Origin of the sequence: Nonomuraea sp. NPDC005730, assembly GCF_040630865.1 — a bacterium.
In the GTDB taxonomy this organism is placed as follows: Bacteria; Actinomycetota; Actinomycetes; order Streptosporangiales; family Streptosporangiaceae; genus Nonomuraea.
Window position 1 is genome coordinate 274471 of record NZ_JBEXYK010000004.1, and the last position, 24754, is coordinate 299224.

Below are 24754 nucleotides of genomic sequence, written 5' to 3' on the forward strand. Positions count from 1 at the left end.
GGGTCATCCGCCGGCGTACATCACGTCCACGTCCCAGCGGGCGAAGCCCAGCGCTTCGTACAGCCTGATCGCGGCCGTGTTGGCCTCGTCCACGTAGAGCATCGCGTGGGCGAGGCCGCGCGAGCGCAGGTGGGTAAGGCCGGCCAGGGTGAGCGCGCGGCCCAGGCCGGTGCCCTGCTGGGTGGGGTCGACGCCCACGACGTAGACCTCGCCGAGCGGCTCGTGGCCGTGCTCGGACGAACCGTGGACCTTGGTCCAGTGGAAGCCGGCGAGCCGGTCGCCGCGTACGGCCAGGAAGAAGCCCTCGGGGTCGAACCAGGGTTCGCGCTCGCGCCGGAGCAGGTCGTCGAGCGTCCACGCGCCCTGCTCGGGGTGGTGGGCGAAGGCGGCGGCGTTCACCTTGAGCCACGCCTCCTCGTCCTGACCCGGGACGAACGTGCGCAGCTCCACCCCTTCGGGAAGCGTGTAGGGCGACAGCGGGGCGAACAGCGAGCGGCGCATCTGCCACAGCGAGCGCACCCGGTCGAAGCCGAACGACGCCGCCAGCGCCCCGGCACCGGCGTGGTCGCCGTGCGCCCACAGCCGCACCCTGCCCCCGGTCAGCTCCAGTACGGTCCGCAGCAGCCGCGTGCCGTGGCCCTGGCGCCGGTAGGCGGGATGGATGACCAGCTCGGCGCTCGGACCCTCGACCTCGTCGGTGGGGTCGACGTGCGCGTAGCCCGCGGGCGCGCCGTCGTCGGCGTGCAGCAGCAGCGAGCGGGCACGGGGGTCGCCGCCGTACCGGAGATGGAGCATCACGTGCTCGTTGAGCGGGCGGACCCCGTCCGTCTCGGTCGCCGCCTCGACGATGCGGAGAACCTGGGAGACCTCGTCGTCGTCGAGTCGTTCGCAGATCTTCACATGTGCACCCACATAAGGAACTCTAGGCGTACCAATGGCGAACAATGCCATTGGCTGCCCCCGTCAATCGTTACCTTTGCGACATTCGTTGCATAGGGAGACGTCGTAACGTCCCTGTCATGACGTCACGCACCCTCCTCCGGCTGTGCACGGCCGGCGCCGCCACCGCGGCCGGGATCGCCCTGGCCATGGCGCCCGCGGTCGCCGCCACCAGCGGCTCGGCCGGTCACGGAAACGGCCACGGCGGGCCGACCGTTCCGGTCCGTCTGCTGAGCATCAACGACCTGCACGGCAACCTCGAACCGCCGTCGGGCTCCTCCAGCCGCATCCTCGATCCGGACGGCCCCCTCGTCGACGCCGACGGCTCGCTGACCGGGCTGCCCGGCGGCAAGTACTCGATCGCCGGTGGCGCGTCGTACCTGGCGACGTACGTCAAGCAGGCGCGTACCGAGAACACGCTGCTCGTGGCGGCGGGCGACCTGATCGGCGCGTCCCCGCTGATCTCGGCCGCCTACCACGACGAGCCCACCCTGGAGGTGCTCGGCTCGCTCGGCCTCAACGCCACCGCGGCCGGCAACCACGAGTTCGACGAGGGGTACGCCGAGCTGCAGCGCCTCATGAACGGCGGCTGCCACCCGGTGGACGGCTGCTCGCCCGCCGGCCAGTGGAAGGGCACGGACTTCGACTTCCTCGCCGCCAACGTCCTCAAGGAGGGCTCCGGCCGGTACGCCCTGCCGCCGTTCTACGTCAAGAAGATCAACGGCGTGCAGGTGGGCTTCATCGGCCTGGTGACGGCGACCACGCCGACCATCGTCACCGCGGAGGGCATCAAGGGCCTGCAGTTCGCCGAGGAGGTCGCCGCGGCGAACCGCGCCTCGGCCTACCTGGCGCGCAGGGGCGTCAAGGCGCAGGTCGTCCTCATGCACGAGGGTGACTCGACCACCCCGAACCAGAGCCCGGACGCGTGCTCGGCGAACACCGCCAACGCCGGCTCGCGCATCGCCAGGGAGCTGAACCCGCAGATCGACCTGGTCATCAGCGGCCACTCGCACCAGGCCTACATCTGCAAGACCAAGGACCCGGCGGGCCAGGACCGCTACTACACGCAGGGCTCGTCGTTCGGCCGCGTGCTGACCCAGATCGACCTGCGGGTCGACAAGCGCACCCGGGACGTGGTCCGCTCCTCGGTCACCGCGGACAACAAGGTCGTCGCCCGTACGGTCACCCCGGACCCGCAGGTCGAGGCGCAGGTCCAGACGTGGCGGACGCGCAGCGCCGAGGTGGCCAACCGCAAAATCGGCTCGATCACCGGCGACATCACCAACGTCGTCACCAACACCTCGGCCGCGACCACCAGGCCGGAGACGCCGCTCGGCGACCTCATCGCCGACTCCCAGCTGGAGGCGGCCAAGCCGGCGGGCGCCGAGATCGCGCTGATGAACCCGGGCGGCATCCGCACCTCGCTGACGTACGCGCAGTCGGGGGCCGAGGGCGACGGCGTCGTCACCTACGGCGAGGCGTTCGCCGTCCAGCCGTTCAGCAACATCGTGCAGGTGCGGACGTACACGGGCGCGCAGCTCAAGGCCCTGCTGGAGCAGCAGGTCTGGACGCCCAACCCGGCGACGGGCGCGATCAACCACCGGCTGCTCCAGGTGTCGTCGTCGCTGACCTACACCTTCGACACCACCAAGCCGGTGGGGTCGCGCGTGTCGGACATCAAGCTCAACGGCGCTCCCGTCACGGACACGCAGTCGATCAAGATCGCCGCGAACAACTTCCTGATGGGCGGCGGTGACGGCTTCTCGGTGTTCACGCAGAGCACGGACACGTGGAGCGGGCCGGTCGACCTCGACGCGTTCACGGCGTACCTGACCGCGCACTCGCCGATCAGCCCGTCGGCGGCCGATCGCATCACGATGATCAAGTAACCCCCGAGCCGGAGGCCCCGCCCCGCGGGACCTCCGGCTCTCCCGGCAACCGCGCCAGCCACTTGCGCTCGACCTCGGCCGCCAGGTCCATACCGTGGTGGCGGGCCATGAGCAGCACGTGGCACAGGACGTCGGCCAGCTCCGCACGGAATCCCGCGTCGATCTCCTCCGGGGTCATCCCCCTGGTTCGGGCCTGACCGGCGCGCATGAGGTACGCCTGGGTCAGCTCGCCGACCTCCTCCTGGAGCTTGAGCAGGTACCAGGCGTCGTCGCGGACGATCCCGAGCAGCCCGGCGCAGCTGTCGGAGACGCGTTCGACGTCACGGCCCAGCCGGTGCAGATCCATCGGCCGAGTCCAGGCGGGCACGACGGCGTGCGGCGGGTCTCAGCCCCGGTGCGGTGAGTCGGTGGTGGCGCCCGGGCGGTCCTGTTCGCGGTGCAGTGGCAGGCGGGCCACCAGGCGGGCGCCTGGTTCGTGGTCGGCGACCTTGAGTGTGCCGCCGTGCGAGGCGCAGATCTCGCGGGACAGCGGCAGCCCCAGCCCGCTGCCGCCCTTCTCCTTCCGGCGGGCGTCCTCCAGCCGGGTGAAGCGTTCGAAGACGCGCTCGCGGTCGGCGGGCGGGATGCCGTCGCCGTCGTCGGTGACCGAGATGCAGACGTGGTCGCCCTCCACCCACACCTTGAGGTCGATCCGGCTCGCGGCGTGCCGGGTGGCGTTGTCCAGCAGGTTCGTCAGCAGCCGGTCGAGCTGGACGGGGGAGCCGAGGACGGGGGCGTGGGCGCACATGTCCACGACGATGGGGATCTTGCCGCCCGCGCGGCGGCGTACCTGCTCCTCGGCCAGGCGGCACACGTCGACGACGCGGCGGTCGGGGATGGCACCGGCGTCCAGGCGGGCCAGCAGGAGGAGCTCGTCGATGATCCCGGTGAGGCGTTCGGCGGCGGCCAGGGCGCGGGCGCCGGTGGCGGGCCAGTCGGTCTCGTCGGGGTAGGCGTTGGCGACCTCCAGCTGGGTGCGCAGGGCGGAGATGGGGCTGCGCAGCTCGTGGGAGGCGTCGGCGACGAAGCGGCGCTGGGTCTCGGCCGAGCGTTCGAGGCGGTCGAGGGTGTGGTTGGTGGTGGCGGCCAGGTCGGTGATCTCGTCACCGGTCTCGGGGACGGGCACGCGCCGGCTCAGGTCGCGGCCGGTGATCTCGGCGAGCTCGGCGCGGATGCGTTCGACCGGACGCAGCGCGGAGGCGACCACGACCCAGGTGATGCCGGCGACGATCACCAGGGCGATGGGCGTGCCGAGGAACACCATGGCGTTCAGCCAGGACAGCGCCCGGTTGACGTCGCTGAGCGAGGAGGCGCCGTACACCGTGACGAGCTGGCCGTCGGGGGTGCGCACCTGGATCGCCATGATCAGGTACTGGGCCTCCTTCTCGTCCCTGAGGCCGGTGAGCGTGCTCTCGGCGCTGTAGAGGGTCTCCGGCCTGGTCACCTGCATGCCGGACAGCCGCTGGCCCTGGTGCAGGCCGGGGCTGGTGGCGAGCACGCGTCCGTCGGCGGCGACCACCTGCAGGAGCTGCACCCGGGCCGGGGCCTCCAGCGACGCGGGGAGCTGCCCGGCGCGGGCCTCGCTGGCCACCCTGCGGACGGCCAGCTCCACCCGGGTCTCCACGAGCCCGTGCAGGTTGTCCGGCCCGAGGGTGAGGGCGAGCGCGCCCGTGACTGCCAGGACCACTGCCGCCACCAATGTCGCGAGCGTGGTCAGGCGCCCGCGGATCGAGCGGGGAAAGAGCCTTTTCGCCATCCTCTGAGACCTACCCATAGAGACCTGAACGGGGAAAACGCCGGATCGAGATTCGGCAAGCGGCCCGCAAAGAGGGGTGTCCCGCGGGGCCGGCCCGGCGTCCCGCTCGAATAGTGGATCAAGTGGGAGGCGCCACGGGCATGCCGCCGGTCCTCGGCGGGCGGCTGCCGCGACACATGGGCGAGGTGATCGATCTGTGCCGCATCATCACCATCTGAGCGGGTTCTGGGCCGCGCCGGCGCTGGTCGTGCTGGTGACGTACGTGGTGCTGGCCGGGCGGACGACGTGGAGCCGGTGGCGTACCGCGAGCTTCGCCGGCGGCTGCGCGCTGGTGACCGTGGCGCTCACCGACCCCGTCGCCTCGCTGGCCGCGGCCGACTTCCGCGGCCACATGCTGCAGCACCTGCTGATCGGCATGCTGGCGCCCCTGGCCCTGGCCCTGGGCGCGCCGGTGACGCTGCTGCTGCGCTCGCTGCCGGTCGCGCACGCCGGCCGCCTGACCCGGGCGCTCCGCGGGCCCGCCGTGCACCTGCTGGCCAACCCGTGGACGGCCCTGGCGCTCAGCGCCGGCGGCATGGCGGCCCTGTACTGCACACCCCTGTACGGGCTCGTCCCCGCGCCGCCGGTGCACGCGCACTTCCTGCTGGCCGGGTACCTGTTCGCCTGGGTCGTCGCCGGGCCCGACCCCGCGCCGCGCCGCCCGCCGGTGCCGGTACGGCTGGCCGTGGTGGGGGTGGCGATCGCCGTGCACGCCAGCCTGTCCCGGGTCATGTACGCCGGCTGGCTGGCCCTGCCGGCGCCGTCCGACCAGCTCAGGGGCGCGGCGGAGATCATGTACTACGGCGGGGACGCCGCGGAGCTGCTGCTCGCCCTGGCCCTGGCGGCGTCCTGGCGGGCACGGCGCACTCCCGAGGACGCCGACGTCGAGCTGCTCGCCCCCGGGCTCACCGTCCGGGTGCCGGGGGAGCCCGAGCCCGTCCGGCGGGTTCGCGTCCCGGGCCGCGAGCCGGCGAGGGCACGCGGCCCGCTCACCCCCGCCGAGTACGGCGACGAACTGGACCAACCCGACCCCGCCGACCTGTAGCAGCCCGGCAGCAGCCTGGTCAGCGGGCGGCGCGGGAGCGGAAGAGGTCGTAGAGGGCGGCGGCCAGCGCCATGACCACGAACCCCAGCACCACCCACAGCCCGTGCCGGAAGGCCGTCGGCCAGCCCTGCGGCAGCGAGCCGAAGAACGCCGAGCCCGCCGCCGCGATGCCGATCGCCGACCCCAGCCGCTGCCCGGTCTGCAGCACCCCGGCGGCGCTGCCGCCGCCCGCGGGCGGCACCTCCGACAAGGTGATCGCCTGGTTGGGCGAGATCACCAGGCCGCTGCCGATGCCCGCGACCAGCAGCGGCAGCGCGGTCGCCGCGCCCACGCCGGCCCCCGGCACCAGCAGGGTCGCCACCATGGTCGCCAGCAGGCCCGCGATCACCGTGCCGAGGCCCACCGCGACCAGCTTCCTGCCCGCCCGGCCGACGAGCCTGCCGCCGACCACCGACGACCCGGCCGACCCCAGCGCGAACGGCGTGATCGACAACCCGGCCAGCAGCGCGCTGTAGCCCTCGCCGCTCTGCAGGTACAGGGTGAAGGCGAAGAAGATCCCGGTGAACCCGGCGAAGTAGAACAGGGCGATGGCCGACCCGAGGCTGTAGGAGCGCCTGGCGAACAGCGTCAGGTCCACCAGCGGCTCCCTGCGGTACAGCCGTTCCCAGAGCACGAACCCGGCCAGCACGAGCAGCGCGGCCGGCACGAGCAGCCACTTGGCCTCGCCCTGCCACTGGTGCTGCTGGATGAACGGCAGCAGCAGCGTCGCCACGCCCACGCCGAGCAGCAGCACGCCGACCGGGTCCATGCTCTCCCGCCGCCCGGTGCGCACCGGCCCGGGGGCGGGCTCGGGCAGCCACCTCCAGGCCAGCGGCAGCAGCGCGATCCCGATGGGCAGGTTCACCAGGAACACCCACCGCCAGCCCTGCTCGGCCCCGAACCCGGTGACCAGCGCGCCGCCGATCAGCGGCCCGGCGGCGGTGGACACGCCGATGGTCGCGCCGAGCGCGCCGAAGGCCCGGCCGCGTTCGTGGCCCAGGAACATCTGCTGGATCAGGCCGGACACCTGCGGGTTCAGCATCCCGGCCGCCATGCCCTGCACGAGCCTGGCCGCGATCAGCACCGGCATGCTCCAGGCGAAGCCGCAGGCCGCGCTGGCCGCCGTGAAGAGCACCACGCCCCACATGAACAGCGTCCTGCGGCTTCTCGCGTCGCCCATCCGCCCGGCCGGGACCAGCAGCAGGCCGAACGTGAGCGCGTAGCCGGACAACGTCCACTGCAGCCCGTCGTCCGAGGCGTGCAGGCCGGCGCGGATCGAGGGCAGGGCGACGTTGACGATGCTCACGTCCAGGCCCGACATGAACGCCGCGACCAGGCACACGCCCAGCGCCCGCCTGCGCGTGTCGGAACCGGGTGCCTGCATCGCGACCTCTCTGCGGAACAGGGGCAGCGATCATGATTCCCCCCAGGCTGGGAAATATCGTCCTAGGCGGACAATGATTTCTTTGCCGGGCCCCCGCGAAGGAGCAAGTGATCATGGACACGATGGCCGTGGAGCGGAACGGCATCAACGCCGTCCCCGACAGTGAGCGGCACGGAAGACCGTCCGACCTGTTCTGGCCCTGGGCGGGGGCGAACCTGTCCCTGTTCGGGGTGGCGTTCGGCGTGTACGTCGTCGGGCTCGGGCTCGGCGTCGTCCCCGCCGTCGTGACCGGCGCGGTCGGGTACGCGTTGTCGTTCCTGCTGGTCGGCCTGGTCGCCGTCGCGGGCAGCCGGTCCGGCGTGCCGACGATGACGCTGGGCCGGGCGCCCTTCGGGTACCAGGGCAACAAGCTGCCCGCGGTGTTGTCGTACGTCTCGAACGTGGGCTGGGAGATCGTGCTCGTCACGCTCGCCGCGCAGAGCGGCGCCGCCATCCTGCGCCGCGTGGCGCCCGGGATCCCCGAGACGACCGCCGTCGCCGGCTGCTTCGCCGTCTCGGCGCTGGTCGTGATCGCCGTCGGCGTGTACGGCCACGCCATGATCATGGTCGTCCAGCGATACCTGACGTACGCGTTCGTCGTGCTGACCGTCGTCTACCTGATCCTCATGCTGCCCAAGCTGGGCGGCTCGCTGGAGACGACGGCGGGCCCCGGCGGCTGGGTGGGCGGCGTCATCCTCTCCATGACCCTGCTCGGCCTGGGCTGGGTCAACTGCGGCGCCGACTACTCCCGTTACCTGCCCGCCGGCTCCCGGCCCAGGTCGGTGGCCCTGTGGACGACGCTGGGCGGCGCGCTGCCGCCGATGGTGCTGCTGGTGTTCGGCGTGCTGCTGGCCGGCGGCGACCCGAAGCTGGCCGAGGCCGCGGGCGGCGACCCGGTGGGCGCGCTGGCGGCGGCGTTGCCGACCTGGTTCCTGCTGCCGTACCTGCTGACCGCGATCGGCGGCTTCCTGGCCGGGGCGATCATGGACATCTACTCGTCGGGGTTGTCGATGCTGGCGCTCGGCGTGCCGGTCAGGCGGCATCTGGCGGTGCTGATCGACGGGCTCCTCATGGTGCTCGGCGGCTACTACCTGCTGTTCGTCTCCGACAACTTCTTCGGCACCTTCCAGGCGTTCCTGGCGATCATCGGCGTGGTGATGGCCGCCTGGGTGGCGATCTTCCTGGTGGACATGTGGCGGCTGCGGGACGGCGGCCGCGCCTACGACGAGCGGCTGCTGCGCCCCGGCGCGCCCGCCCTCAACCCGGCCGGGCTGGTCTCCCTGGTGGTGGCCTCGGTCGTGGGCGTCGGCCTGATCACGTCCGCGGACGAGCACATCGCCGCGGTCGTCGGGTTCCTGATGAGCGACGAGCTGAGGAACAGCACGTTCGGGGCGGCCAACATCGGCGTGGTCATCGCGCTGCTGCTGGCCGGGGTGTTGTACTTCGTCCTCACCCTGCGCCGCCGCTGACCTTCTCAGGACCGGGAAGCATCCATTACTGTTGGTGAGCAGTTATGGACTTTCCGTGGTTGTCTTCCGTATTGCGGTTGCTCAGGTGGTCCGTCCACGGCGCCTTCTGGGCGTCGCTGGTGATCGCCCTGGCGGCCGTGCTGGGCGAGGAGCGGTCCGCCGAGGCCGCCGGGGGCGTGCTGCTCGGGCTGCTCTACGGCGTGGGTCAGGTGCTCCAGGGCGGCCCGCCGCGGCCGATGCTCGGGCGGGTGTGGCTGGGGCTGGTGACCGCGTGCTGGGCCGTGCTCGCGGTGGCGGCGGCGCCGTTCGTGTGGGCGGCGTTCCCGCTGGTGTTCGCCTACCTGCGGCTGCTGCCGCTGTGGGCGGCGACGTTCGGCGTCACGGTGCTGACGTCGGCGGCGATCATGGCGGCGGGCTGGCACGCGGGCGAGCTGTCGGCGGCGCTCGTCGTGGGGCCCGCCATGGGCACGGCGGTGGTGACCCTGCTGGCGCTGGCCTACCAGGAGTTGTGCGCCGAGAGCGCCCGGCCGCCGGCCGGATGAGGTCAGTTCGGGCCGGGCCGGCGCCAGGTCTCGAACGGCGCGGGAGAGCCCATGCGCTCCTTGAACTCGCGCGCCCTGGTCAGGCAGTCGGGACAGACAGGCTCGGGCACCGACCGGGCCAGGGCCTCCGGGGTCGGCTCGCGCTGCGTGCCGAGCACCGTCCGGTCCGGAGGCAGGCCGGTCTCCGGGTCGATGGTCATCATGGTGACGTTCGCGGCGGTGTAGGGGAACGTGCGCTTGCACGCGAAGCAAGTGCCGATCGTGGTGATGTGGTCGTCTTCCATGGATCCGCCCTCCCTCACCGCACCGTACCTCGCGATCAGGGATTGCGGCGCAACGCCCACTCCACCGCGGGGCAGCGGTCCATGACGACGTCGAGCCCGGCGTCGAGGGCGCGCTGGGCGGCCGCCTCGTCGATCACGCCGATGGGCAGCCACACCGCGCCCGCGCCGGCCGCGATGGCCTCGTCCACGACCTGGCCGGCGAACTCCGAACGCCGGTAGACCGCCACCACGTCGGGCTTGACCGGCACCTCGGCCAGCGACGTGTAGCCCGGCTCGCCCAGGACCGGCCGGCCCGCCGGATGGACCGGGATGATCTTCTTGCCGCGCGCCTGGATGCGCTGGGCCTGGTCGTAGGCCGTGCGCTGCGGGTCGTCGCCGAGCCCCACGAACACCCACGTCCCGGCCTCGTGCAGCAGGTGCCTGATCACGCGCTGATCCGCGAAACGATCGTCCATGCAGGCGTCAACACGCCGGACGCGCGCGGGCTTCCCGGCTACGCCTGGGCGGTCGGCAGCACGACCACCTGGCGCAGGTTGACGTGCCGGGCCCGGCTGACCGTGTAGCCGATCAGGTCGGCGATCTCGTCGGCGGTCAGCGGGGTGAACGCCTCGAACATCCCGGCGAGCTGCGCGCCCAGCTCGGCGTTGTCGATGTGGTCGCCGAGCTCGGTCGCGGTCAGGCCGGGTTCGAGGTTGGTCACGCGCACGCCCCGCGGGCCGAACTCCGGGCGCAGCGAGGCCGACAGGTGGGTCAGCGCGGCCTTGGTCGCACCGTAGACCGCGTAGTTGGGGAACGTGACGTGCGCGCCGATCGAGGAGATGTTCACCAGGTCGGCCGTCCGTCCGGCGTCGGCGGCGGCCAGCAGGTCGGCCGCGAAGGCGCCGGTGACGCGGAGCACGCCGGCGACGTTGGTGTCCAGCATGCGCGTCCACTCGTCGAGGCGGCCGTCCTGGACGGGGTTGGGCAGCATCACGCCGGCCGCGTTGACGACCAGGTCGGCCCGGCCCAGCCCGGTGTGGACGACCTCCACGGCGGCGGCCACGCTCGCGTCGTCGGTGACGTCCACGGTGACGGGCAGCGCGGTGCCGCCGTCAGCGTTGATCTTGGCGGCCAGCTCGGCCAGCCGGTCGGCGCGGCGGGCGAGCAGTGCCACCTTGGCGCCGTTGGCGGCCAGCAGGCGGGCCGTGGCCTCGCCCATGCCGCTGGCGGCGCCGGTCACGACGGCGATGCGGCCCGAGAGGTTCTCGTAGTTCGTCATGGCTCTCACCCTGGCCGAGCCGGACGGACTTACCCAGCGCACGGCTTTTCCTGGTAACGGCGGTACTACCCTGAAGCGGTGGAAGGTGATTTGGGGCAGTTTCTCCGTTCTCGTCGGGCCCGGATCCATCCGGCGGACGCCGGGCTGCCCGCGTCGGGGCGGCGGCGGGTCAGCGGCCTGCGGCGCGAGGAGGTCGCGCTGCTCGCGGGCGTGAGCGTCGACTACTACATCCGCCTGGAGCAGGAACGCGTCCAGAACGTCTCCGACGCCGTGCTCGACGCCGTCGCCCGGGTCCTGCGCATGGACGACACCGAACGCGCCCACCTGCGCGACCTGCTCCGGCCGGCCAGGCACGTGAGCCGGCCCGTCCTGCGTCCCGGGCTGAGCAGGCTGCTCGACCTGGCCGACGGCATGCCCGCCTTCGTCCTCGGGCCCCGGATGGACGTGCTGGCCTGGAACGCGCTGGCCGACCGTGTCAGCGGCTTCACCGGCGTCCCGGACGGCCGGCGCAACCAGCTTCTCCAGGTGTTCCTGGCGCCGCACACGCGCACCCTCTACCCCGACTGGGCCGAGGTGGCCGCCGACACGGTCGCGTACCTGCGGCTGTACGCCGGCCGCCACCCGGAGGACCCGCTGCTGGCCGAGCTGGTCGCCGAGCTGTCGGCCGACCCCGACTTCGTCCGCCTGTGGGCCGAGCACGGGGTCGCCGAGAAGACGTACGGGGTCAAGCGCCTGCGCCACCCCGAGCTGGGCGAGCTGGAGTTCGGGTACGAGACCCTGGCCGTGCCCGGCCAGCCCGACCTGGTGATCGTCATGTACACGGCCGACCCGGACTCGGAGACCGGCCGCACGGTCGCCCGGCTTCGTGAGGAGATCGGCTCCTCGCGGGAACTCGCCGGGTCCGGCCGTGGTTGACCCGGGCGCGGGCCAGTGGGCATCGTGGGGCGGGTGACCGCCGATGACGTCGCTCTGACCAACCTCGACCAGCCGCTGTTCGACGGGTCCGGCGCCACCAAGCGCGACCTGGTCGACTACCTCGACGCGGTCGCCGACCGCATCGTCCCGGCGCTGCGCGGGCGCGCGCTGTCGGTGCTGCGGGTACGGCCGGGCCAGGAACCCTTCATGCAGAAGAACCTGCCCAAATACGCCCCTTCCTGGATCAGGACGATCACCGTCTGGGCCGAGGCGTCCCGCAGGGAGGTGTCGTACGCGCTGTGCGACGACCGGCGCACCCTGCTCTGGTTCGCCAACCAGCGGGCCGTCGAGTACCACCCGGCGCTGTTCCTGGACGGCCGGCCCACGCACATGATCCTCGACCTCGACCCGCCCGAGGGCGACGACTCCTTCCCGCTCGCCGTACGGGCCGCCCATCTCGTCCGCCAGGCGCTCGGCGACGCCGGGCTGGCGGGCGCGGTCAAGACCAGCGGGGCCAAGGGCGTGCACGTGTTCGTCCCCGTCCCGCCGGGCACCGCCATGGACGACCTGGCCGCGGCCACCCGGGCCCTGGCCGCCCGCGCCGAGCGGCTCGACCCGGCGCTGGCCACGACGGCCTTCATCAGGGACGACCGCGCGGGCAAGGTGTTCATCGACTCCACCAGGGCCGGCGGCGCGACGGTCGTGTCGGCCTACAGTCCGCGGGTGCGGCCGGGCGTGCCGGTCTCGTTCCCCGTCCCCTGGGACGAGCTCGACCGGGTCGTGCCCGCCGACTTCACCATCCACAACGCGGCCGGGCTGCTCGGCGGGCGCGACCCGTGGGCCGAGCTCATGCCGGAGCCGCGCGAGCTGCCCGCCGACCTGGTCGCGGAGGGGCACACGATCCCGGTGGCCCGCGTCCAGGCGATGCACGAGGGCAAGCGTCGCGCCCGTGCCCGGCGAGCCGAGTCACCGTAGTGTCCGGATATTGACGCACTGGCGTAGGCCGGTAGACCTTCTCAGGGGTGCTTCGACGGGCTACCTTGCGAATCACTGCGGCTCGGGGGATTTCTCCGCATCTCACTCCTAGGGGAGCCTGCATGCGCAGAATCATCATCGCGTTAATCGCCGCTCTCGCCTTACCCGTCGCCATGGCGGTCCCGGCGAGCGCGGGCCCGCTCGACGACGTCTTCGCCAAGCTGCTGGTGAAGCAGGTCAAGGGCGAGAACGTGAAGAAGCACCTGGAAGCACTCCAATCCATCGCCAACGCCAACGGCGGCACCCGCGCCGCCGGTACACCCGGCTACAACGCCTCCCGCGACTACGTGGCGGGCAAGCTGCGCAGGGCCGGTTACAAGGTCACGTTCCAGCCGATCAACTTCGTCGAGAGCTGGACCGAGAACAGCCCGCCCACGCTGAACCGGACCGCGCCGGACGCCAAGTCGTACGTGCCGAACGAGGACTTCTACTCCTTCCAGCCGTCACCCGCCGGGGACGTGACCGCCCAGGTCCAGGGTGTGGACCTGATCCTGCCGCCGACCCCGACGCCCACCTCGACCAGCGGCTGCGAGGAGTCGGACTTCGCCGGGTTCGTCGCCGGGCGCATCGCGCTCATCCAGCGCGGCACCTGCGCGTTCGCCCAGAAGATCCGCAACGCGGGCCGGGCGGGCGCGTCCGGGATCATCGTGTTCAACGAGGGCCAGCCCGGCCGGACCGACGCGTTCCCGCTGGACATCGGCGAGTGGCGGGCGAACGTGCCCATGGTCTTCGCCGACTTCGCCGTCGGCAACGAGCTGGCCACCGGCTCGCCGACCGTGCGGCTCAAGGTCGACGCCAACCTCGTCCTGGGCACCAACGACAACGTGATCGCCGAGTCCCGGTTCGGCGACCCGCGCAACGTCGTCATGGTCGGCGGGCACCTCGACAGCGTGACCGTCGGCCCCGGCATCAACGACAACGGCTCGGGCAGCGCGACCATCCTCGAAGTGGCCGAGGAGATGGCGCTCTTCCCGGTCAAGAACAAGGTGCGCTTCGCGTTCTGGGCCGCCGAGGAGATCGGCCTGCTCGGTTCCGACCAGTACGTCGAGAAGCTGTCCCAGGCGCAGCGCGACCGGATCAGGGTCTACCTGAACTTCGACATGGTCGCCTCACCCAACTACGCGTACAAGTTGTACGACGGCGACGACTCCGACGGCCAGGGCTCGCCGGCCGGTCCGCCCGGATCGGCGCAGATCGAGCGGCAGCTCGCCGACTTCTACGCCTCCCGCCACCTGCCCACCGTGGGCACCGACTTCGACGGACGCTCCGACTACGGGCCGTTCATCGCGGTCGGCATCCCCGCGGGCGGCATCTTCACCGGCGCCGAGGGCATCAAGACGGCGGAGGAGGCCGCGCTGTTCGGCGGCGTCGCCGGACAGCCCTACGACTCCTGCTACCACCAGGCGTGCGACACGATCGCCAACATCAACGCGACCGCGCTCGACGTGGACGCCGACGCGGTGGCCGACTCCACGGCCAGGTTCGCCTTCAACCTGAACGGCATCCCGCCGCGGACCGCCGCCGCCGCGAAGAGCAAGGCCGCTGTCACCTCGCAGTCGGCAAGCTGATCGGACGATCCCGGGCGGGCGGACACGCCCGCCCGGGACCGCTCATGTGGTGGTGTGCGTGGGGGAGCGCAGGGCGGCGACCGCGGCGGCGGGGTCGTCGGCGAAGAAGCGGATCGAGGTGACCTCGGCCCGCTTCCCGAGCGGCCGCACCGCGACGACCGGCTCGGTCAGCTCCACCGTCACGTTCGTCCTGGACGCGACCGCGACGCCCAGCCGCCCGCCGTCCACGCTGATCAGCCCCGTCTCGTTGTAGCTCTGGGCGGTCCGGACGGAGGCGATGAGGTGGCGGGGCACGCGGAGGTCGAAGTAGGCGGCGTACCGGACGCGCAGCTCGTCCTCGGTGACCACGTGGGGCCTGGTGACGGAGGCGGCGGCCATGAAGACGACGAACAGCAGGCTGTACAGGTCGCCGACCAGCACCGGCACGCGTATCGCCGCCGGCACGTCGTTCACCACCAGCAGCAGGTCCACGACCGCCGTCTCGACGACCATCGCGAACATGAACAGGCCCAGGGTGAACGCCTGCTCCTTGGCGTACGACACGGCGGTCGCCCCCGCCGGGACGCCGTGCCGCCGTCTGGCCGCCCACAGGGCCACGCTGGTCAGCCCCGCCAGCTCGAACCTGAGGACCGCGCGCAGCACGCCCATGATCACGTCTTCTCCTCGGGTTCGGTCTCCGTCAGTTTGGTGAAGAGCAGTTGGAGCACCTCCGCCTGCGCGGGCGACAACTCCTCGATCATCGCCTCCATCCACGACAGGTCGGCCCCCGGGCCGGACGGCACCATCCCGGCCAGCTCGTCCGGTATGTGGGCGGCCATGTCCGCGGCGAGCGGCCCGATCCGCTCGTCCCCGGCCTGCGCGTCCGCCAGCTCGTCCAGCCGCCGGTACAGCTCGTGCCCGGCGGCGAGCGCCCCCGGCTCGGTCATCGGGCGCATCAGCTCGGCCAGCCCCGCCTGGCCCTCCTCGTCGGACAACATGGTGGCCAGGGTCAGCAGCTCGTGGTCGAACGCCCCGAAGGCCGACCCGCCGCCGCCCAGGTCGCGCAGGACGGCGGCCGCGTCGGGGGACATCATCGACTCCGGGCTCAGGCCGGGCTGCGCCAGCAACGCCGCCAGCCGGGCCCGTCGCGCCGCGATGGCCTCCTGCTGCCTGGCCAGGTCGGCGTCCAGTTCCTGCAACGCCTCCCGGAAGTCCGCGCCCCCGTCGTCGGCCAGCGCGTCCCGCAACTCCTCCAGCGACAGCCCGAGCCCGGCCAGATGCCGCACCCGCGCCAGCCGTACGGCGTCGCGCAGCCGGTACTCCCGGTAGCCGTTGGGAAGACGTTCGGGCTCGGGCAGGATTCCCAGGTGGTGGTAATAGCGCACGGTACGGGTCGAAACCCCGACCAGCGCGGCCAACTCGCCGATCCGCATGCCCTCATTGAACAGTTTGACGTCGCGTCAAGGTCAAGCGGGCCTCAGGCGGTCCGGCTCGCGAGGACGTTCATGTAGTGGTGGTTGATCATGATGCCGAGGATGTTGCCGAAGGGGTCGCGGACCGAGGCGGTGGTGAAGCCGGGGCCGCGTTCGGTGGGCTGGTCGTAGGGGGTGGCGCCCATCTCCAGGAGCCGTTCCCAGGTCGTCTCCAGGTCGTCGACGGCCCAGTAGGCGACCGCCCCGCCGTCCTGGTCGCTCCAGCCCTGCGGGGCGAACCGGGCGTCGATGATGCCGAGTTCGTGCTGGTAGTCGCCGATGCGGAACTCCACGTAGACGGGGTCGCCCTGTTCGGGGCGCTGGAAGTAGGCGGGGATGGCGAGGAGGTCGGCGTACCAGTCGCGGGCGGCTGCGACGTCGTGGGCGTAGAAGCTGATGGTGGTGAGTCCGCGGAGCATGTTCTGTGGCCTTTCGTGCGGTGGTTCGTGAGATCGATGCTGCCAGGCAAAGTGCTCATCGAATGAGCACTTTCTGAACGGTCTGAGGAACGTCTGGTCCGGCCCGTTCGTCGTCCTTGCGTGACCCTCTCCCCGGAACTTGACGAACGGCTGCGCGAGGCGTCCGCCCGGATGCACCGTGCCGAGCACGTCCGGCGCCTGCGCAAGAACGCCACGCAGCAGATCGCGGACGTCCGGGACACCCTGAAGGGCCTGGAGTCCGAGCTGGCCGACGAGGAGCGCGACGTCGTCCGGCTGGAGGGCGGGCTGTCCGCCGTCCTGTCCCGCATGCTGGGCAACCGGGAGGAGCGGCTGGCGCGCGAGCGCGCCGAGGTGGTGGTGGCCAGGGAACGCGTGGACGGTCACCGCGCCCGGCTCGCGCAGCTCGAAGCCGACGTCGCGGCGGCCGACGCCGAGCTGGCCGTGCTCGACCCGGCCTCCCGCGAGTACGCGCGGCTGCTGGCCGAGAAGGAGCAGCAGCTCATCCGGAGCGGCGATCCGTGTGCGCGGGAGCTGGCCGACCTCGGCGCCGCGCTCGACCGGCTGAGCGCCGAGATGCGCGAGTGCGACGAGGCCCACCAGGCGGGGCAGGGCGCGCACGACGCGCTCGCCGTCGTGCTGCGCCTGCTCGGCTCGGCCAGGACGGCCTCCACCTTCGACGTGTTCGGCGGCGGCCTGATCACCGACGCCTTCGAGCACGACAGGCTGACCAGCGCCGACAAGGCCGCCTGGCACGCCCAGCGGGCTCTGGACGTCTTCTCCCGCGAGCTGGCCGACACCGGGATCGCGGCCCGGCCGGTGATGCCCAAGGTGGACACGCGGTGGTTCGTGGACGCCTTCTTCGACAACATCATCAGCGACGTGCTCAAGCATCAGCGCATCGAGAAGACCAGGGCCGAGGTGCAGAAGCTGGCGCAGTGGGTGCGCGGGACCAGGGCGCACCTGAGGGGGCGGCGGGTCCAGTTGCTGGCCGAGCAGTCGCGGCTGCTGACCAGGCGTGAAGAACTGCTGCGTCCCGCGTAGCCGCTCGCCGGGCGCCACAGATCACTGTCGTCACGGACAGTAGTTGAACGACTGCACTGCGTGAATGATGGCGAGGACGCCGGCGCTCACGGCGCCGTACCTCAAGGGACAGGAACGCGCTCATGCTCCGTACCACGACCAGCCTGACCGGCCTCGCCACCGCCGCCGCACTCGTCCTGAGCCTGGCGGCCCCCGCCTCGGCCGCGACCGGCACCCTCTACATCAACCGGGCACAGTACGACGACCCCAGCGGCTGCTACACCTCCGACAGCGCGAACCCCTTCGTCTACAACCGGACCGACGAGGTGGCCATCGTGTTCCTCCGGCCGGGCTGCCAGGGGCCGGTGACCGCGGCGGTGCAGCCGAACGAGGGCCAGGAGATCGTCGGCACCAGCGTGTTCATCCGGTAGGGAAAAGCGTCCGGCCACGGCCCCGCGGTGTTGTGCGGGGTCGTGGCCGTCGTCGTTCCAGGGAAGGGGGCGTCTCACATCAAGGCGGCGCCGGAGGCGAGGGCGACGATGCCGGCGACGGTCATCAGGAGCGTCGTGCCGGGGTGCATGGTGATCGAGATGCGGATGTCCTGCTTCTTCCAGGCGAGCCAGACGCCGGGGTAGAGGAAGACGAGCTTCGACAGGACGGTCCAGGGGGCCCAGAAGTGGTACACGGAGAACAGGAGGGTGTTGAAGATCGGGGCCCACTTGCCGAGCTGCGGCAGGCGGGGCAGCAGGAAGCCGCGGAAGTAGTACTCCTCGATCAGCGGCAGGGTGAAACCGGTGAACGGCCCGCAGACGAGCAGCGTGGTGAGCAGGACCGCCTGCGGGTAGTCCTGGAGGTAGGTGGTGGCGGAGGGGCCGGCGCCCTGGTAGTCCACCCAGGTGAAGAACCAGTCGTAGACGAGGTTGTCCAGCGGGGTCAGCGAGAGCGAGACCACGGTCATCCACACCAGGCACGCGCCCCCGAGCAACATGACCCTGCCGCGCGGGAGCGGCTTGTCGCGGTAGCGGACGACGCCCTTCATCGTGAAGCGGCCGGTCTGCTTCTTGCCCAGCCACAGCAGGAACAGCTGGAGCGGGAAGAGCACGATCGTGAGGGCGAGGGCCCAGGCCGCGAAGATCGGCGCGTCCATCGTCCGCACCAGCGGGGCGGCGACGAACGTGTACACGGCGACGATGGCCGCGCCGGGCACCAGGTGCAGTGCGATGGAGAGCGGGACGGAGTGACGGTCCGCGAGGAGCTTCGCGACGAAGCCTGTCGGGTGGGCGCCGGCCGGGGGCCGCGTTGCTGTGTCCATGTCGGCAATCGTGGCCGGGCGACCCGACACGGCCCTGACATCGTTCTGACACGGCTTCGAGCCCCGTGAAAGGCGCACGTCACGAGGGGGCGGCGGGGGAGGCGCTCAGGGTTCGAGCCGCCACAACGCGGGCCTGCCGTCCTGGGCCGACCGCTCGGAGCCGATGCCGCCGAGTGCGTAGATCTCGCCGCCCGGCGCGGCGGCCAGGTCCGTGATCTCCGGCACCCCCTCGTCGACGGGCGCCCGCTCGCGGGTCCAGCGTCCGTCCGACAGGTGCCACAACATGCCGGAGCCCGTGGCCGCCCACAGCCCGCCCCGTCCGTCGGGCACCACGTCCACGAACGGGTCAGGCTGGTCGCCGACCGGGCCCCACCAGCAGCTCCAGCGGCCGGCGACGTTGCGCATCACCACGCTCCTGGAGATCGTGACGTCCTCCTGGTCCACGGGTTCGTGCTCGCCCCAGCTGTACGTGCCCGCGACCCAGAACTCCGCCGGCCCGGTCCGCGCCACACCCGCGATCCGCGTCCAGGGCTTGTCCGGGTGGATGGCCTCGGTGCCCGGAGGCAGGAGCATCCCGTCAGGCAAGGGGATGGCCTGCCAGCCCCGGTCCGTCCATCTCGACAGCTGGATCCGCGCCTGCTCCGCGTCCGGGTCGGAAGAGGCGATCACCCACGGCTCGTCGGTGCTGCCCGACAGCTTGTAGCTGTAGGAGTGCAAGGGCGCGGTCTGCCAGGCCGTACCGCTCCAGCGCATCGAGCGGTCGCCGAGCAGCACCCAGGCTCCCTGCGCCGCCAGCTCCTCGCCACTGGTGGGCCGCACGCCCAGGTCCACCTGCTCGCTCCGCCACGCGTGGCCGTCCCAGGTGGACAGGACGTAGGTCGCCGCCGCTCTCTCGGCGATCACCCAGGCTCTGTCGGCCGACGCGGCGCCCAGCCGGACCAGAGGGTCCTCGCCGAGCGGGAGCGCGGGGAGCTTCTTCCAGGACGAGCCGGTCCACTGCACCGGCCACCGGGTGCGGCCGCTCCCGCGGAGAGCCCAGAGCGCGCCGTCCGGGGTGACCGTCGCCTCGGCGAGCTGTCCCTCCTCCGCCTCCGTCCAGGCCAGTTCCCAGGTCGAGCGGGGCAGCGTGGTGGGGTGCAGCTGGTCGACGTTCCTGCCGGGGGACGGGCAGGTGCCGGTGTTGGTCGTCATCGGCGGTCCCAGCCGGTCGGTCAGCACGTCCAGCTCGGAGGACGCGGTGGTCGCCGGGCCGGCCGTGGACGCCGGTGGCGCGGGCCTGCCCGTCGCGCATGCCGCGAGCAAGAGGACACCGGCTAACGGGGCCAACCGCCGCACTTTGCTCTCCCTGTCTCGTATCCGGGTTCGTAACCGCTTCTCCATACGTTGTGGGATCCGTTGTAGCCGAAGGTGGTTCACATCGTTCGGGCGGACGGGCCGGCGGGCCAGCGGCCGGTGCTCTTGGCGGCCTCGATCGCGGCGCGGCCCGCCGGGCGCATCCGGCCGGCGGCCGCCAGCGCCTCGGCCTTGGCGACGTTGATGCCGGACCAGGGGCTCCGGCGGGTGCGCGGCGAGTAGCGCTGGAGGTAGTAGTCGCCGTCGAAGGCCCTGCGGTGGCTGTCGATCCAGCCGTGGCACAGCGCTTCGTCCAGGGCCTCGTCGAGGGTGACGGTGGTCGCGGCGCTGTTCTTCTTGGCGATCAGCAGCCAGACGTCGGCGGCGGTCTCGTGGTGCTCGGTGAGCCAGGACTTCCAGGCTGCGGCGTCGTGCAGGATCAGGGCGTTGTCGGTCATCGTGGTCAGCCCTTCCGGCTCGCGAGGACGTTCATGTGGTGGTGGTTGATCATGTTGCCGAAGGGGTCGCGGACCGAGGCGAAGCCGGGGCCGCGTTCGGTGGGCTTGTCGAACGGGGTGGCGCCGCGGAGCATGTCGTGTGGCCTTTCGTGCGGTGGTCTGTGAGATCGATGCTGCCAGGCGAAGTGCTCATCGAATGAGCACTTTCTCTGGCATCGTCGAAGGCATGAGAGCGGATCGACTGGTGGCCGTCCTGCTGCTGATGCAGTCGCGCGGACGGGTGACGGCAGCGGACATCGCCGCCGAGATGGAGGTCTCGGTCGCCACGGCGCGCCGGGATCTGGAGGCCCTGTCGGCGGCGGGCATCCCCGTCTACCCGCAGGCCGGGCGCGGCGGCGGGTGGGCCCTGCTCGGCGGCGCCCGCACCGACCTGTCCGGGCTCAAGGCCTCCGAGGCCAGGGCGCTGTTCCTGCTGCTCGGCCCGGCCGCGGCGATCGCGCCGGAGGCCAAGGCCGCGCTGCGCAAGCTCGTACGCGCCCTGCCGTCGACGTTCCGGCAGGAGGCCGAGGCGGCGGCGGACGCCGTCGTGGTCGATCCGGCCCGCTGGGGCGAGCACCGCCGTACCCGGCCCGCGCTCGTCAACCTGCTGGAGGACGCGGTGGTCCGGCGCCGGAGGGTCCGCCTCACCTACTCCGGACGGGAGCGAGTCGTCGCGCCGTACGGCCTCGTCGACAAGGACGACACCTGGTACCTGATCGCCGGCACCCCCGACGGGCAGCGGACCTTCCGCGTCGACAGGGTCACCGACGCCGAGGTCACCGAGGAGCCGGCCGAGCGTCCGGCGGACTTCGACCTCGCCACGGCCTGGGACGAGGTCGTCACCACGATGGAGGCCAGGCGCGCGACGACCACGGCCACCGCGACCATCGAGGCCCGCTACCTGCGCGTCCTGCGCGACCGCTTCGGCCGCCACTGCGAGGTGATCTCCCACGGGGAGCGGGTCCGCGTCACGCTCACCGCGCCGACCGCGCTGGACATCGCCCGCCAGCTCGCGGGCTGGGGCGACCTCGTCGTCGTGGAGGGCCCGGAGTCCGTCCAGAAGGAGCTGACGAAGCTGGCCACCCAGCTCACAGCACTGTACGGCCCCCAGGACGACGGCGGCCGGAACACAGTTCCCCCCGTCCCCGCCCCGGGGAAGAGCTCGGCGTAGGCCCCTCCGCCGGCCCGGGATCGGCGTGCGGGTGGCGACCGGCTGCCGCTGGTCCTACGGTGAGGATCCGGTACGTCGACCGTGGGAGGGGATCCGCGTGGACCCGATCGTTCTGGCCGCCGGCACGGCTCTGGTGACGGCCCTGGCCACCGACGCCTGGCAGCCGGCTCGCGACGGCGCGGTGGCGTTGTGGCGGAAGGTTCGCCCCGAGCAGGCCGAGGTCGTCGAGGCGGAGCTGGTCGAGGTGCGCGAGCAGGTTCTCCAGGCCCGTGGGGAAGGCGATGCCGACACCGAGCGGGCGCTGGCCGGGGCCTGGCAGATCCGGTTGCAGCAGTTGCTGCGCGCCGACCCGTCGCTGGCGGGCGAGTTGCAGCGGGTGCTGGACGAGGTGCTGACCCCGGCGGTGGAGCCCGCCGGTCAGGAGCGGATCGGCTCGCTGGTGATGAAGGCGCGAGCCGGCGGTCACGCCCGCGTCTACCAGGCCGGCCGCGACCAGACCATCAACGAGCGGTGACCTCGTCCCCGGCCCGGCCGGAAGAGCCCACGCAGCCGCAGCTGCGACTGGAGGCCACCGCTTCCGGGCACGGCCACGCGTACCAGGCCGCGCGTGACCAGTTCATCAACGAGACGGTGCTGCCCGAGGCGGTGCTGCGGCCGGTCGCCGAGGTGGCCGCGCCGCCGCGGGTGGTGAACCTGCCCCGGCACACGCGTACCTTCGTCGGGCGCGGCGACGAGCTGGCACGGCTGGAGGCGGCGTTGTGCGGCGGGGGTGAGGTGGTGGTGGCCGCGGTGCACGGGCTGGGCGGGGTCGGCAAGTCCACGCTGGCCGCCCACTACGCGCTCGCGCAGGCCACCCGGCGCCCCGAGCCGGAGTGGGGGCGTCAGGCCGGTGGCGGGCTGAATCCGGTGTGGTGGATCAACGCCGATTCGGGCCACGCGGTGGAGACGGGCCTGGCGGCCCTGGCAACGGCGTTGCAGCCGGAACTGGCCGCCACGACCTTACGGCTGGAAGCGCTGGCCGAGCGGGCCACCGCGTGGCTGGCCGCCCACGACGGGTGGCTGCTGGTGCTGGACAACGTCGTCGACCCCGCCGATGTGCGGCCGCTGCTGGAGCGGACGCCGGCCGGCCAGGTGCTGGTGACCAGCAGGCTGGGCGAGGGCTGGCACCACCTGGACGCGCACGTGCTGCGCCTGGACGTGCTCGGCGAGCGCGAGGCGATCGAGCTGCTGGCCCGGCTCGCCACCCCTGACATTCCGCGCGAGGTCGTACAGGTCGCCCTCGACGAGGAGAACCTGCCCGAGGGCCTGGACGGGGCGGCCGAGCTGGTGCGCGAGCTCGGGCACCTGCCGCTGGCGATCGAGCAGGCGGGCGCGTATCTGCACCAGACCCGGCTGAGTCCGCGCGCCTACCTGAGCCTGCTGCGAGAACAGCCGGCGGTGATGTACGACCGGTCCGCCCGCGGGGCGGACGCCGAGCGCACCATCGCACGCGTCTGGCGGCTCACCCTCGACCGGCTGGCCGACACCCCGCTCGCCGGTGATCTGCTGCGCATCCTGGCCTGGTACGGCGCCGAACCCATCCCCCGCAGCCTGCTCGGCGGTCTGGACACCGAACCGTCGCAGGCGCAGCACGCGCTGGGCGAGCTGGCCGCCTACAACATGATCGTCCTCGACGCCGTGGCGGTCACCGTGCACCGGCTGGTCCAGGCCGTTGCTCGCACCGCTGACCATGGTGACGCGCCACGGCCGGGCGACCCGCATCGTCGGCCCGCCGCCGTCGACGCCGCCCGGGAGCAGGCCACCTTCCTGCTCGACGACGCCGTTCCTGAACCGCCGTGGGATCCAGCAGGCTGGCCGCTCTGGCGGGCGCTGCTGCCGCACATCACCGCGTTGGCCGGCCACGCCCCTCCGCACACCGATTCCCCCGTCACCGCCCGCCTGCTCAACGAGACCGGTCTCTTCCTGAAGGACCAGGGCGCGATCAGGGGCGCGATCGGCTTCTACACCCGGGCGGGTACGACGTATGAGCGGGAGCTGGGCGTCGACCACCCCGCCACCCTGATCTCGCGCAACAACCTGGCCAGCGCTTATGAGTCGGTGGGGGATCTGGACCGGGCCGTCCCCCTGTACGAGGCGACGCTGTCCGATTCCGAGCGGGTGCTGGGCGTCGATCATCCCTCCGCCTTGATTTCCCGTAACAACCTGGCCAGCGCTTATGAGTCGGTGGGGGATCTGGACCGGGCCATCCCTCTGTACGAGCGCACGCTGGCCGACCGGGAGCGGGTGCTGGGCGTCGATCACCCCTCCACCCTGACCTCCCGCAACAACCTCGCCTACGCCTATGAGTCGGCGGGGGATCTGGACCGGGCCATCCCCCTGTACGAGCGCACGCTGGCCGACCGCGGGCGGGTGCTGGGCGCCGATCACCCTTTCACCCTGGCCTCGCGCAACAACCTGGCCGGCGCCTACCGGTCGGTGGGGGATCTGGGCCGGGCCATCGCCCTGTACGAGACGACGCTGTCCGACTTCGAGCGGGTGCTGGGCGTCGATCATCCCTCCACCCTGACCTCCCGCAACAACCTCGCCTACGCCTACAAGTCGGCGGGGGATCTCGGCCGGGCCGTCCCCTTGTACGAGGCGACGCTGGCCGATCGGGAGCGGGTGCTGGGCGCGGACCATCCACAGACCTTGTCCTCCCGCAACAACCTGGCCACCGCTTATGAGTCGGCGGGGGATCTCGGCCGGGCCATCGCCCTGTACGAGGCGACGCTGTCCGATTCCGAGCGGGTGCTGGGCGTCGATCATCCCTCCACCCTGACCTCCCGCAACAACCTCGCCTACGCCTACAAGTCGGCGGGGGATCTCGGCCGGGCCGTCCCCTTGTACGAGGCGACGCTGGCCGACTCGGAGCGGGTGCTGGGTGCCGACCACCCCGACACCCTGCTCCATCGCAACAACCTGGCCGGTGCCTATGAGTCGGCAGGGGATCTCGGCCGGGCCGTCCCCTTGTACGAGGCGACGCTGGCCGACCGGGAGCGGGTGCTGAGCGCCGACCACCCCGACACCCTGACCTCCCGCAACAACCTCGCCTACGCCTACAGGTCGGCGGGAGATCCGGACCGGGCCGTCCTGCTGTACGAGAGGACGCTGGCCGACTGCGAGCGGGTGCTGGGCGCCGACCACCCCACGACGCAGGTGGTGCGGGCCAACCTGGATGCGGTCCGGTAGCCGCCCCCGCCGATCGCCGCCGGAGGCGGGTTCTGCTCGGGCCGGAAGCGGCGCGGGCGTTGC

General features: G+C 72.1%; 26 protein-coding genes. 12 read left to right on the forward strand and 14 right to left on the reverse strand.

Going from position 1 to position 24754, the window contains the following annotated elements; translation table 11 throughout:
- Positions 1–3: 3 nt before the first annotated feature.
- Positions 4–900 carry a mycothiol synthase gene (mshD, locus tag ABZ444_RS08830; RefSeq protein WP_357994523.1) on the reverse strand — a complete coding sequence of 299 codons (897 nt, stop codon included), beginning with the start codon at positions 898–900 and terminating at the stop codon, positions 4–6.
- A 119-nt stretch (positions 901–1019) separates the two neighbouring features.
- Between mshD and ABZ444_RS08835 the strand changes: the two genes are divergently transcribed.
- Entirely contained in the window at positions 1020–2828 is a 1809-nt protein-coding gene (locus ABZ444_RS08835) for a bifunctional metallophosphatase/5'-nucleotidase (protein WP_357994436.1), read from the forward strand.
- Here the strand turns inward: ABZ444_RS08835 and ABZ444_RS08840 are convergent.
- Together ABZ444_RS08840 and ABZ444_RS08845 are read right to left on the reverse strand one after the other, a co-directional pair.
- Entirely contained in the window at positions 2821–3174 is a 354-nt protein-coding gene (locus ABZ444_RS08840) for a pyrophosphatase (protein ID WP_357994437.1), read from the reverse strand. The genes ABZ444_RS08835 and ABZ444_RS08840 overlap by 8 nt on opposite strands.
- 39 nt (positions 3175–3213) lie before the next feature.
- The gene (locus ABZ444_RS08845) at positions 3214–4623 is read right to left on the reverse strand and encodes an ATP-binding protein (protein ID WP_357994438.1); all 1410 of its coding nucleotides are present in this window, start codon (positions 4621–4623) and stop codon (positions 3214–3216) included.
- A gap of 196 nt (positions 4624–4819) precedes the next feature.
- Between ABZ444_RS08845 and ABZ444_RS08850 the strand changes: the two genes are divergently transcribed.
- Positions 4820–5707 (forward strand): cytochrome c oxidase assembly protein, encoded by an 888-nt coding sequence (locus tag ABZ444_RS08850; protein ID WP_357994439.1) that lies wholly within the window; start codon positions 4820–4822, stop codon positions 5705–5707.
- A gap of 19 nt (positions 5708–5726) precedes the next feature.
- Here the strand turns inward: ABZ444_RS08850 and ABZ444_RS08855 are convergent, their stop codons facing one another.
- Positions 5727–7130: an MFS transporter gene (locus ABZ444_RS08855; protein ID WP_357994440.1), complete on the reverse strand. Its 1404-nt coding sequence runs from the start codon at positions 7128–7130 to the stop codon at positions 5727–5729.
- Between the two features lie 113 nt (positions 7131–7243).
- Here ABZ444_RS08855 and ABZ444_RS08860 point away from each other — a divergent pair, with 113 nt between their 5' ends.
- Positions 7244–8638, forward strand: coding sequence for a cytosine permease (locus tag ABZ444_RS08860; RefSeq protein ID WP_357967048.1), 1395 nt, complete (start codon positions 7244–7246; stop codon positions 8636–8638).
- Between the two features lie 77 nt (positions 8639–8715).
- Positions 8716–9180 (forward strand): hypothetical protein, encoded by a 465-nt coding sequence (locus ABZ444_RS08865; protein ID WP_357994441.1) that lies wholly within the window; start codon positions 8716–8718, stop codon positions 9178–9180.
- Between the two features lie 2 nt (positions 9181–9182).
- On the opposite strand, the gene ABZ444_RS08870 is transcribed toward ABZ444_RS08865, so the two are convergent.
- The 3 genes from ABZ444_RS08870 to ABZ444_RS08880 all read right to left on the reverse strand — a co-directional run bounded on the left by ABZ444_RS08870 (position 9183) and on the right by ABZ444_RS08880 (position 10722).
- Positions 9183–9464 carry a hypothetical protein gene (locus tag ABZ444_RS08870; RefSeq protein ID WP_357994442.1) on the reverse strand — a complete coding sequence of 94 codons (282 nt, stop codon included), beginning with the start codon at positions 9462–9464 and terminating at the stop codon, positions 9183–9185.
- A gap of 35 nt (positions 9465–9499) precedes the next feature.
- Positions 9500–9892, reverse strand: a complete 393-nt coding sequence (locus ABZ444_RS08875; RefSeq protein WP_357967056.1) for a CoA-binding protein — start codon at positions 9890–9892, stop codon at positions 9500–9502.
- A gap of 65 nt (positions 9893–9957) precedes the next feature.
- Complete coding sequence (locus ABZ444_RS08880; RefSeq protein WP_357994443.1) at positions 9958–10722, reverse strand: SDR family oxidoreductase; 765 nt, start codon at positions 10720–10722, stop codon at positions 9958–9960.
- Between the two features lie 78 nt (positions 10723–10800).
- On the opposite strand from ABZ444_RS08880, the gene ABZ444_RS08885 reads away from it, so the two are divergent.
- From ABZ444_RS08885 to ABZ444_RS08895, 3 genes are all read left to right on the forward strand, one after another.
- Positions 10801–11637, forward strand: coding sequence for a helix-turn-helix transcriptional regulator (locus ABZ444_RS08885; protein ID WP_357994444.1), 837 nt, complete (start codon positions 10801–10803; stop codon positions 11635–11637).
- A 33-nt stretch (positions 11638–11670) separates the two neighbouring features.
- Positions 11671–12612 (forward strand): ATP-dependent DNA ligase, encoded by a 942-nt coding sequence (locus tag ABZ444_RS08890; protein ID WP_357994445.1) that lies wholly within the window; start codon positions 11671–11673, stop codon positions 12610–12612.
- A 122-nt stretch (positions 12613–12734) separates the two neighbouring features.
- On the forward strand, positions 12735–14240 hold the full coding sequence (locus tag ABZ444_RS08895; protein ID WP_357994446.1) for a M28 family metallopeptidase: 1506 nt from the start codon (positions 12735–12737) through the stop codon (positions 14238–14240).
- Positions 14241–14282: 42 nt separating this feature from the next.
- Here the strand turns inward: ABZ444_RS08895 and ABZ444_RS08900 are convergent, their stop codons facing one another.
- Genes ABZ444_RS08900 through ABZ444_RS08910 form a run of 3 tightly spaced genes read right to left on the reverse strand, consistent with a single transcriptional unit; the run spans position 14283 to position 16110 of the window.
- Positions 14283–14894, reverse strand: a complete 612-nt coding sequence (locus ABZ444_RS08900) for a hypothetical protein (RefSeq protein WP_357994447.1) — start codon at positions 14892–14894, stop codon at positions 14283–14285.
- Positions 14891–15652: a MerR family transcriptional regulator gene (locus ABZ444_RS08905; RefSeq protein WP_357994448.1), complete on the reverse strand. Its 762-nt coding sequence runs from the start codon at positions 15650–15652 to the stop codon at positions 14891–14893. Before ABZ444_RS08905 ends, ABZ444_RS08900 begins: the two co-directional genes overlap by 4 nt.
- A gap of 44 nt (positions 15653–15696) precedes the next feature.
- On the reverse strand, positions 15697–16110 hold the full coding sequence (locus ABZ444_RS08910; protein ID WP_357994449.1) for a VOC family protein: 414 nt from the start codon (positions 16108–16110) through the stop codon (positions 15697–15699).
- 120 nt (positions 16111–16230) lie between these two features.
- On the opposite strand from ABZ444_RS08910, the gene ABZ444_RS08915 reads away from it, so the two are divergent.
- The gene (locus tag ABZ444_RS08915; RefSeq protein WP_357994450.1) at positions 16231–17172 is read left to right on the forward strand and encodes a hypothetical protein; all 942 of its coding nucleotides are present in this window, start codon (positions 16231–16233) and stop codon (positions 17170–17172) included.
- A gap of 122 nt (positions 17173–17294) precedes the next feature.
- Positions 17295–17582 (forward strand): hypothetical protein, encoded by a 288-nt coding sequence (locus tag ABZ444_RS08920; protein WP_357994451.1) that lies wholly within the window; start codon positions 17295–17297, stop codon positions 17580–17582.
- A gap of 74 nt (positions 17583–17656) precedes the next feature.
- On the opposite strand, the gene ABZ444_RS08925 is transcribed toward ABZ444_RS08920, so the two are convergent.
- The 4 genes from ABZ444_RS08925 to ABZ444_RS08940 form a co-directional block, all read right to left on the reverse strand.
- A complete protein-coding gene (locus tag ABZ444_RS08925) occupies positions 17657–18463 on the reverse strand; it encodes a CPBP family intramembrane glutamic endopeptidase (protein ID WP_357994452.1) in 807 nt (268 codons plus the stop codon).
- 105 nt (positions 18464–18568) lie between these two features.
- Complete coding sequence (locus ABZ444_RS08930; RefSeq protein ID WP_357994453.1) at positions 18569–19765, reverse strand: hypothetical protein; 1197 nt, start codon at positions 19763–19765, stop codon at positions 18569–18571.
- A gap of 110 nt (positions 19766–19875) precedes the next feature.
- Entirely contained in the window at positions 19876–20253 is a 378-nt protein-coding gene (locus tag ABZ444_RS08935; RefSeq protein ID WP_357994454.1) for a hypothetical protein, read from the reverse strand.
- Positions 20254–20258: 5 nt separating this feature from the next.
- On the reverse strand, positions 20259–20387 hold the full coding sequence (locus ABZ444_RS08940) for a hypothetical protein (protein ID WP_357994455.1): 129 nt from the start codon (positions 20385–20387) through the stop codon (positions 20259–20261).
- A 92-nt stretch (positions 20388–20479) separates the two neighbouring features.
- Between ABZ444_RS08940 and ABZ444_RS08945 the strand changes: the two genes are divergently transcribed.
- From ABZ444_RS08945 to ABZ444_RS08955, 3 genes are all read left to right on the forward strand, one after another.
- Positions 20480–21463, forward strand: a complete 984-nt coding sequence (locus ABZ444_RS08945) for a WYL domain-containing protein (protein ID WP_357994456.1) — start codon at positions 20480–20482, stop codon at positions 21461–21463.
- 97 nt (positions 21464–21560) lie between these two features.
- Positions 21561–21977: a hypothetical protein gene (locus ABZ444_RS08950; RefSeq protein ID WP_357994457.1), complete on the forward strand. Its 417-nt coding sequence runs from the start codon at positions 21561–21563 to the stop codon at positions 21975–21977.
- Positions 21974–24691 carry a tetratricopeptide repeat protein gene (locus ABZ444_RS08955; protein ID WP_357994458.1) on the forward strand — a complete coding sequence of 906 codons (2718 nt, stop codon included), beginning with the start codon at positions 21974–21976 and terminating at the stop codon, positions 24689–24691. The genes ABZ444_RS08950 and ABZ444_RS08955 overlap by 4 nt, the downstream gene beginning before the upstream one ends.
- Positions 24692–24754: the final 63 nt, after the last annotated feature.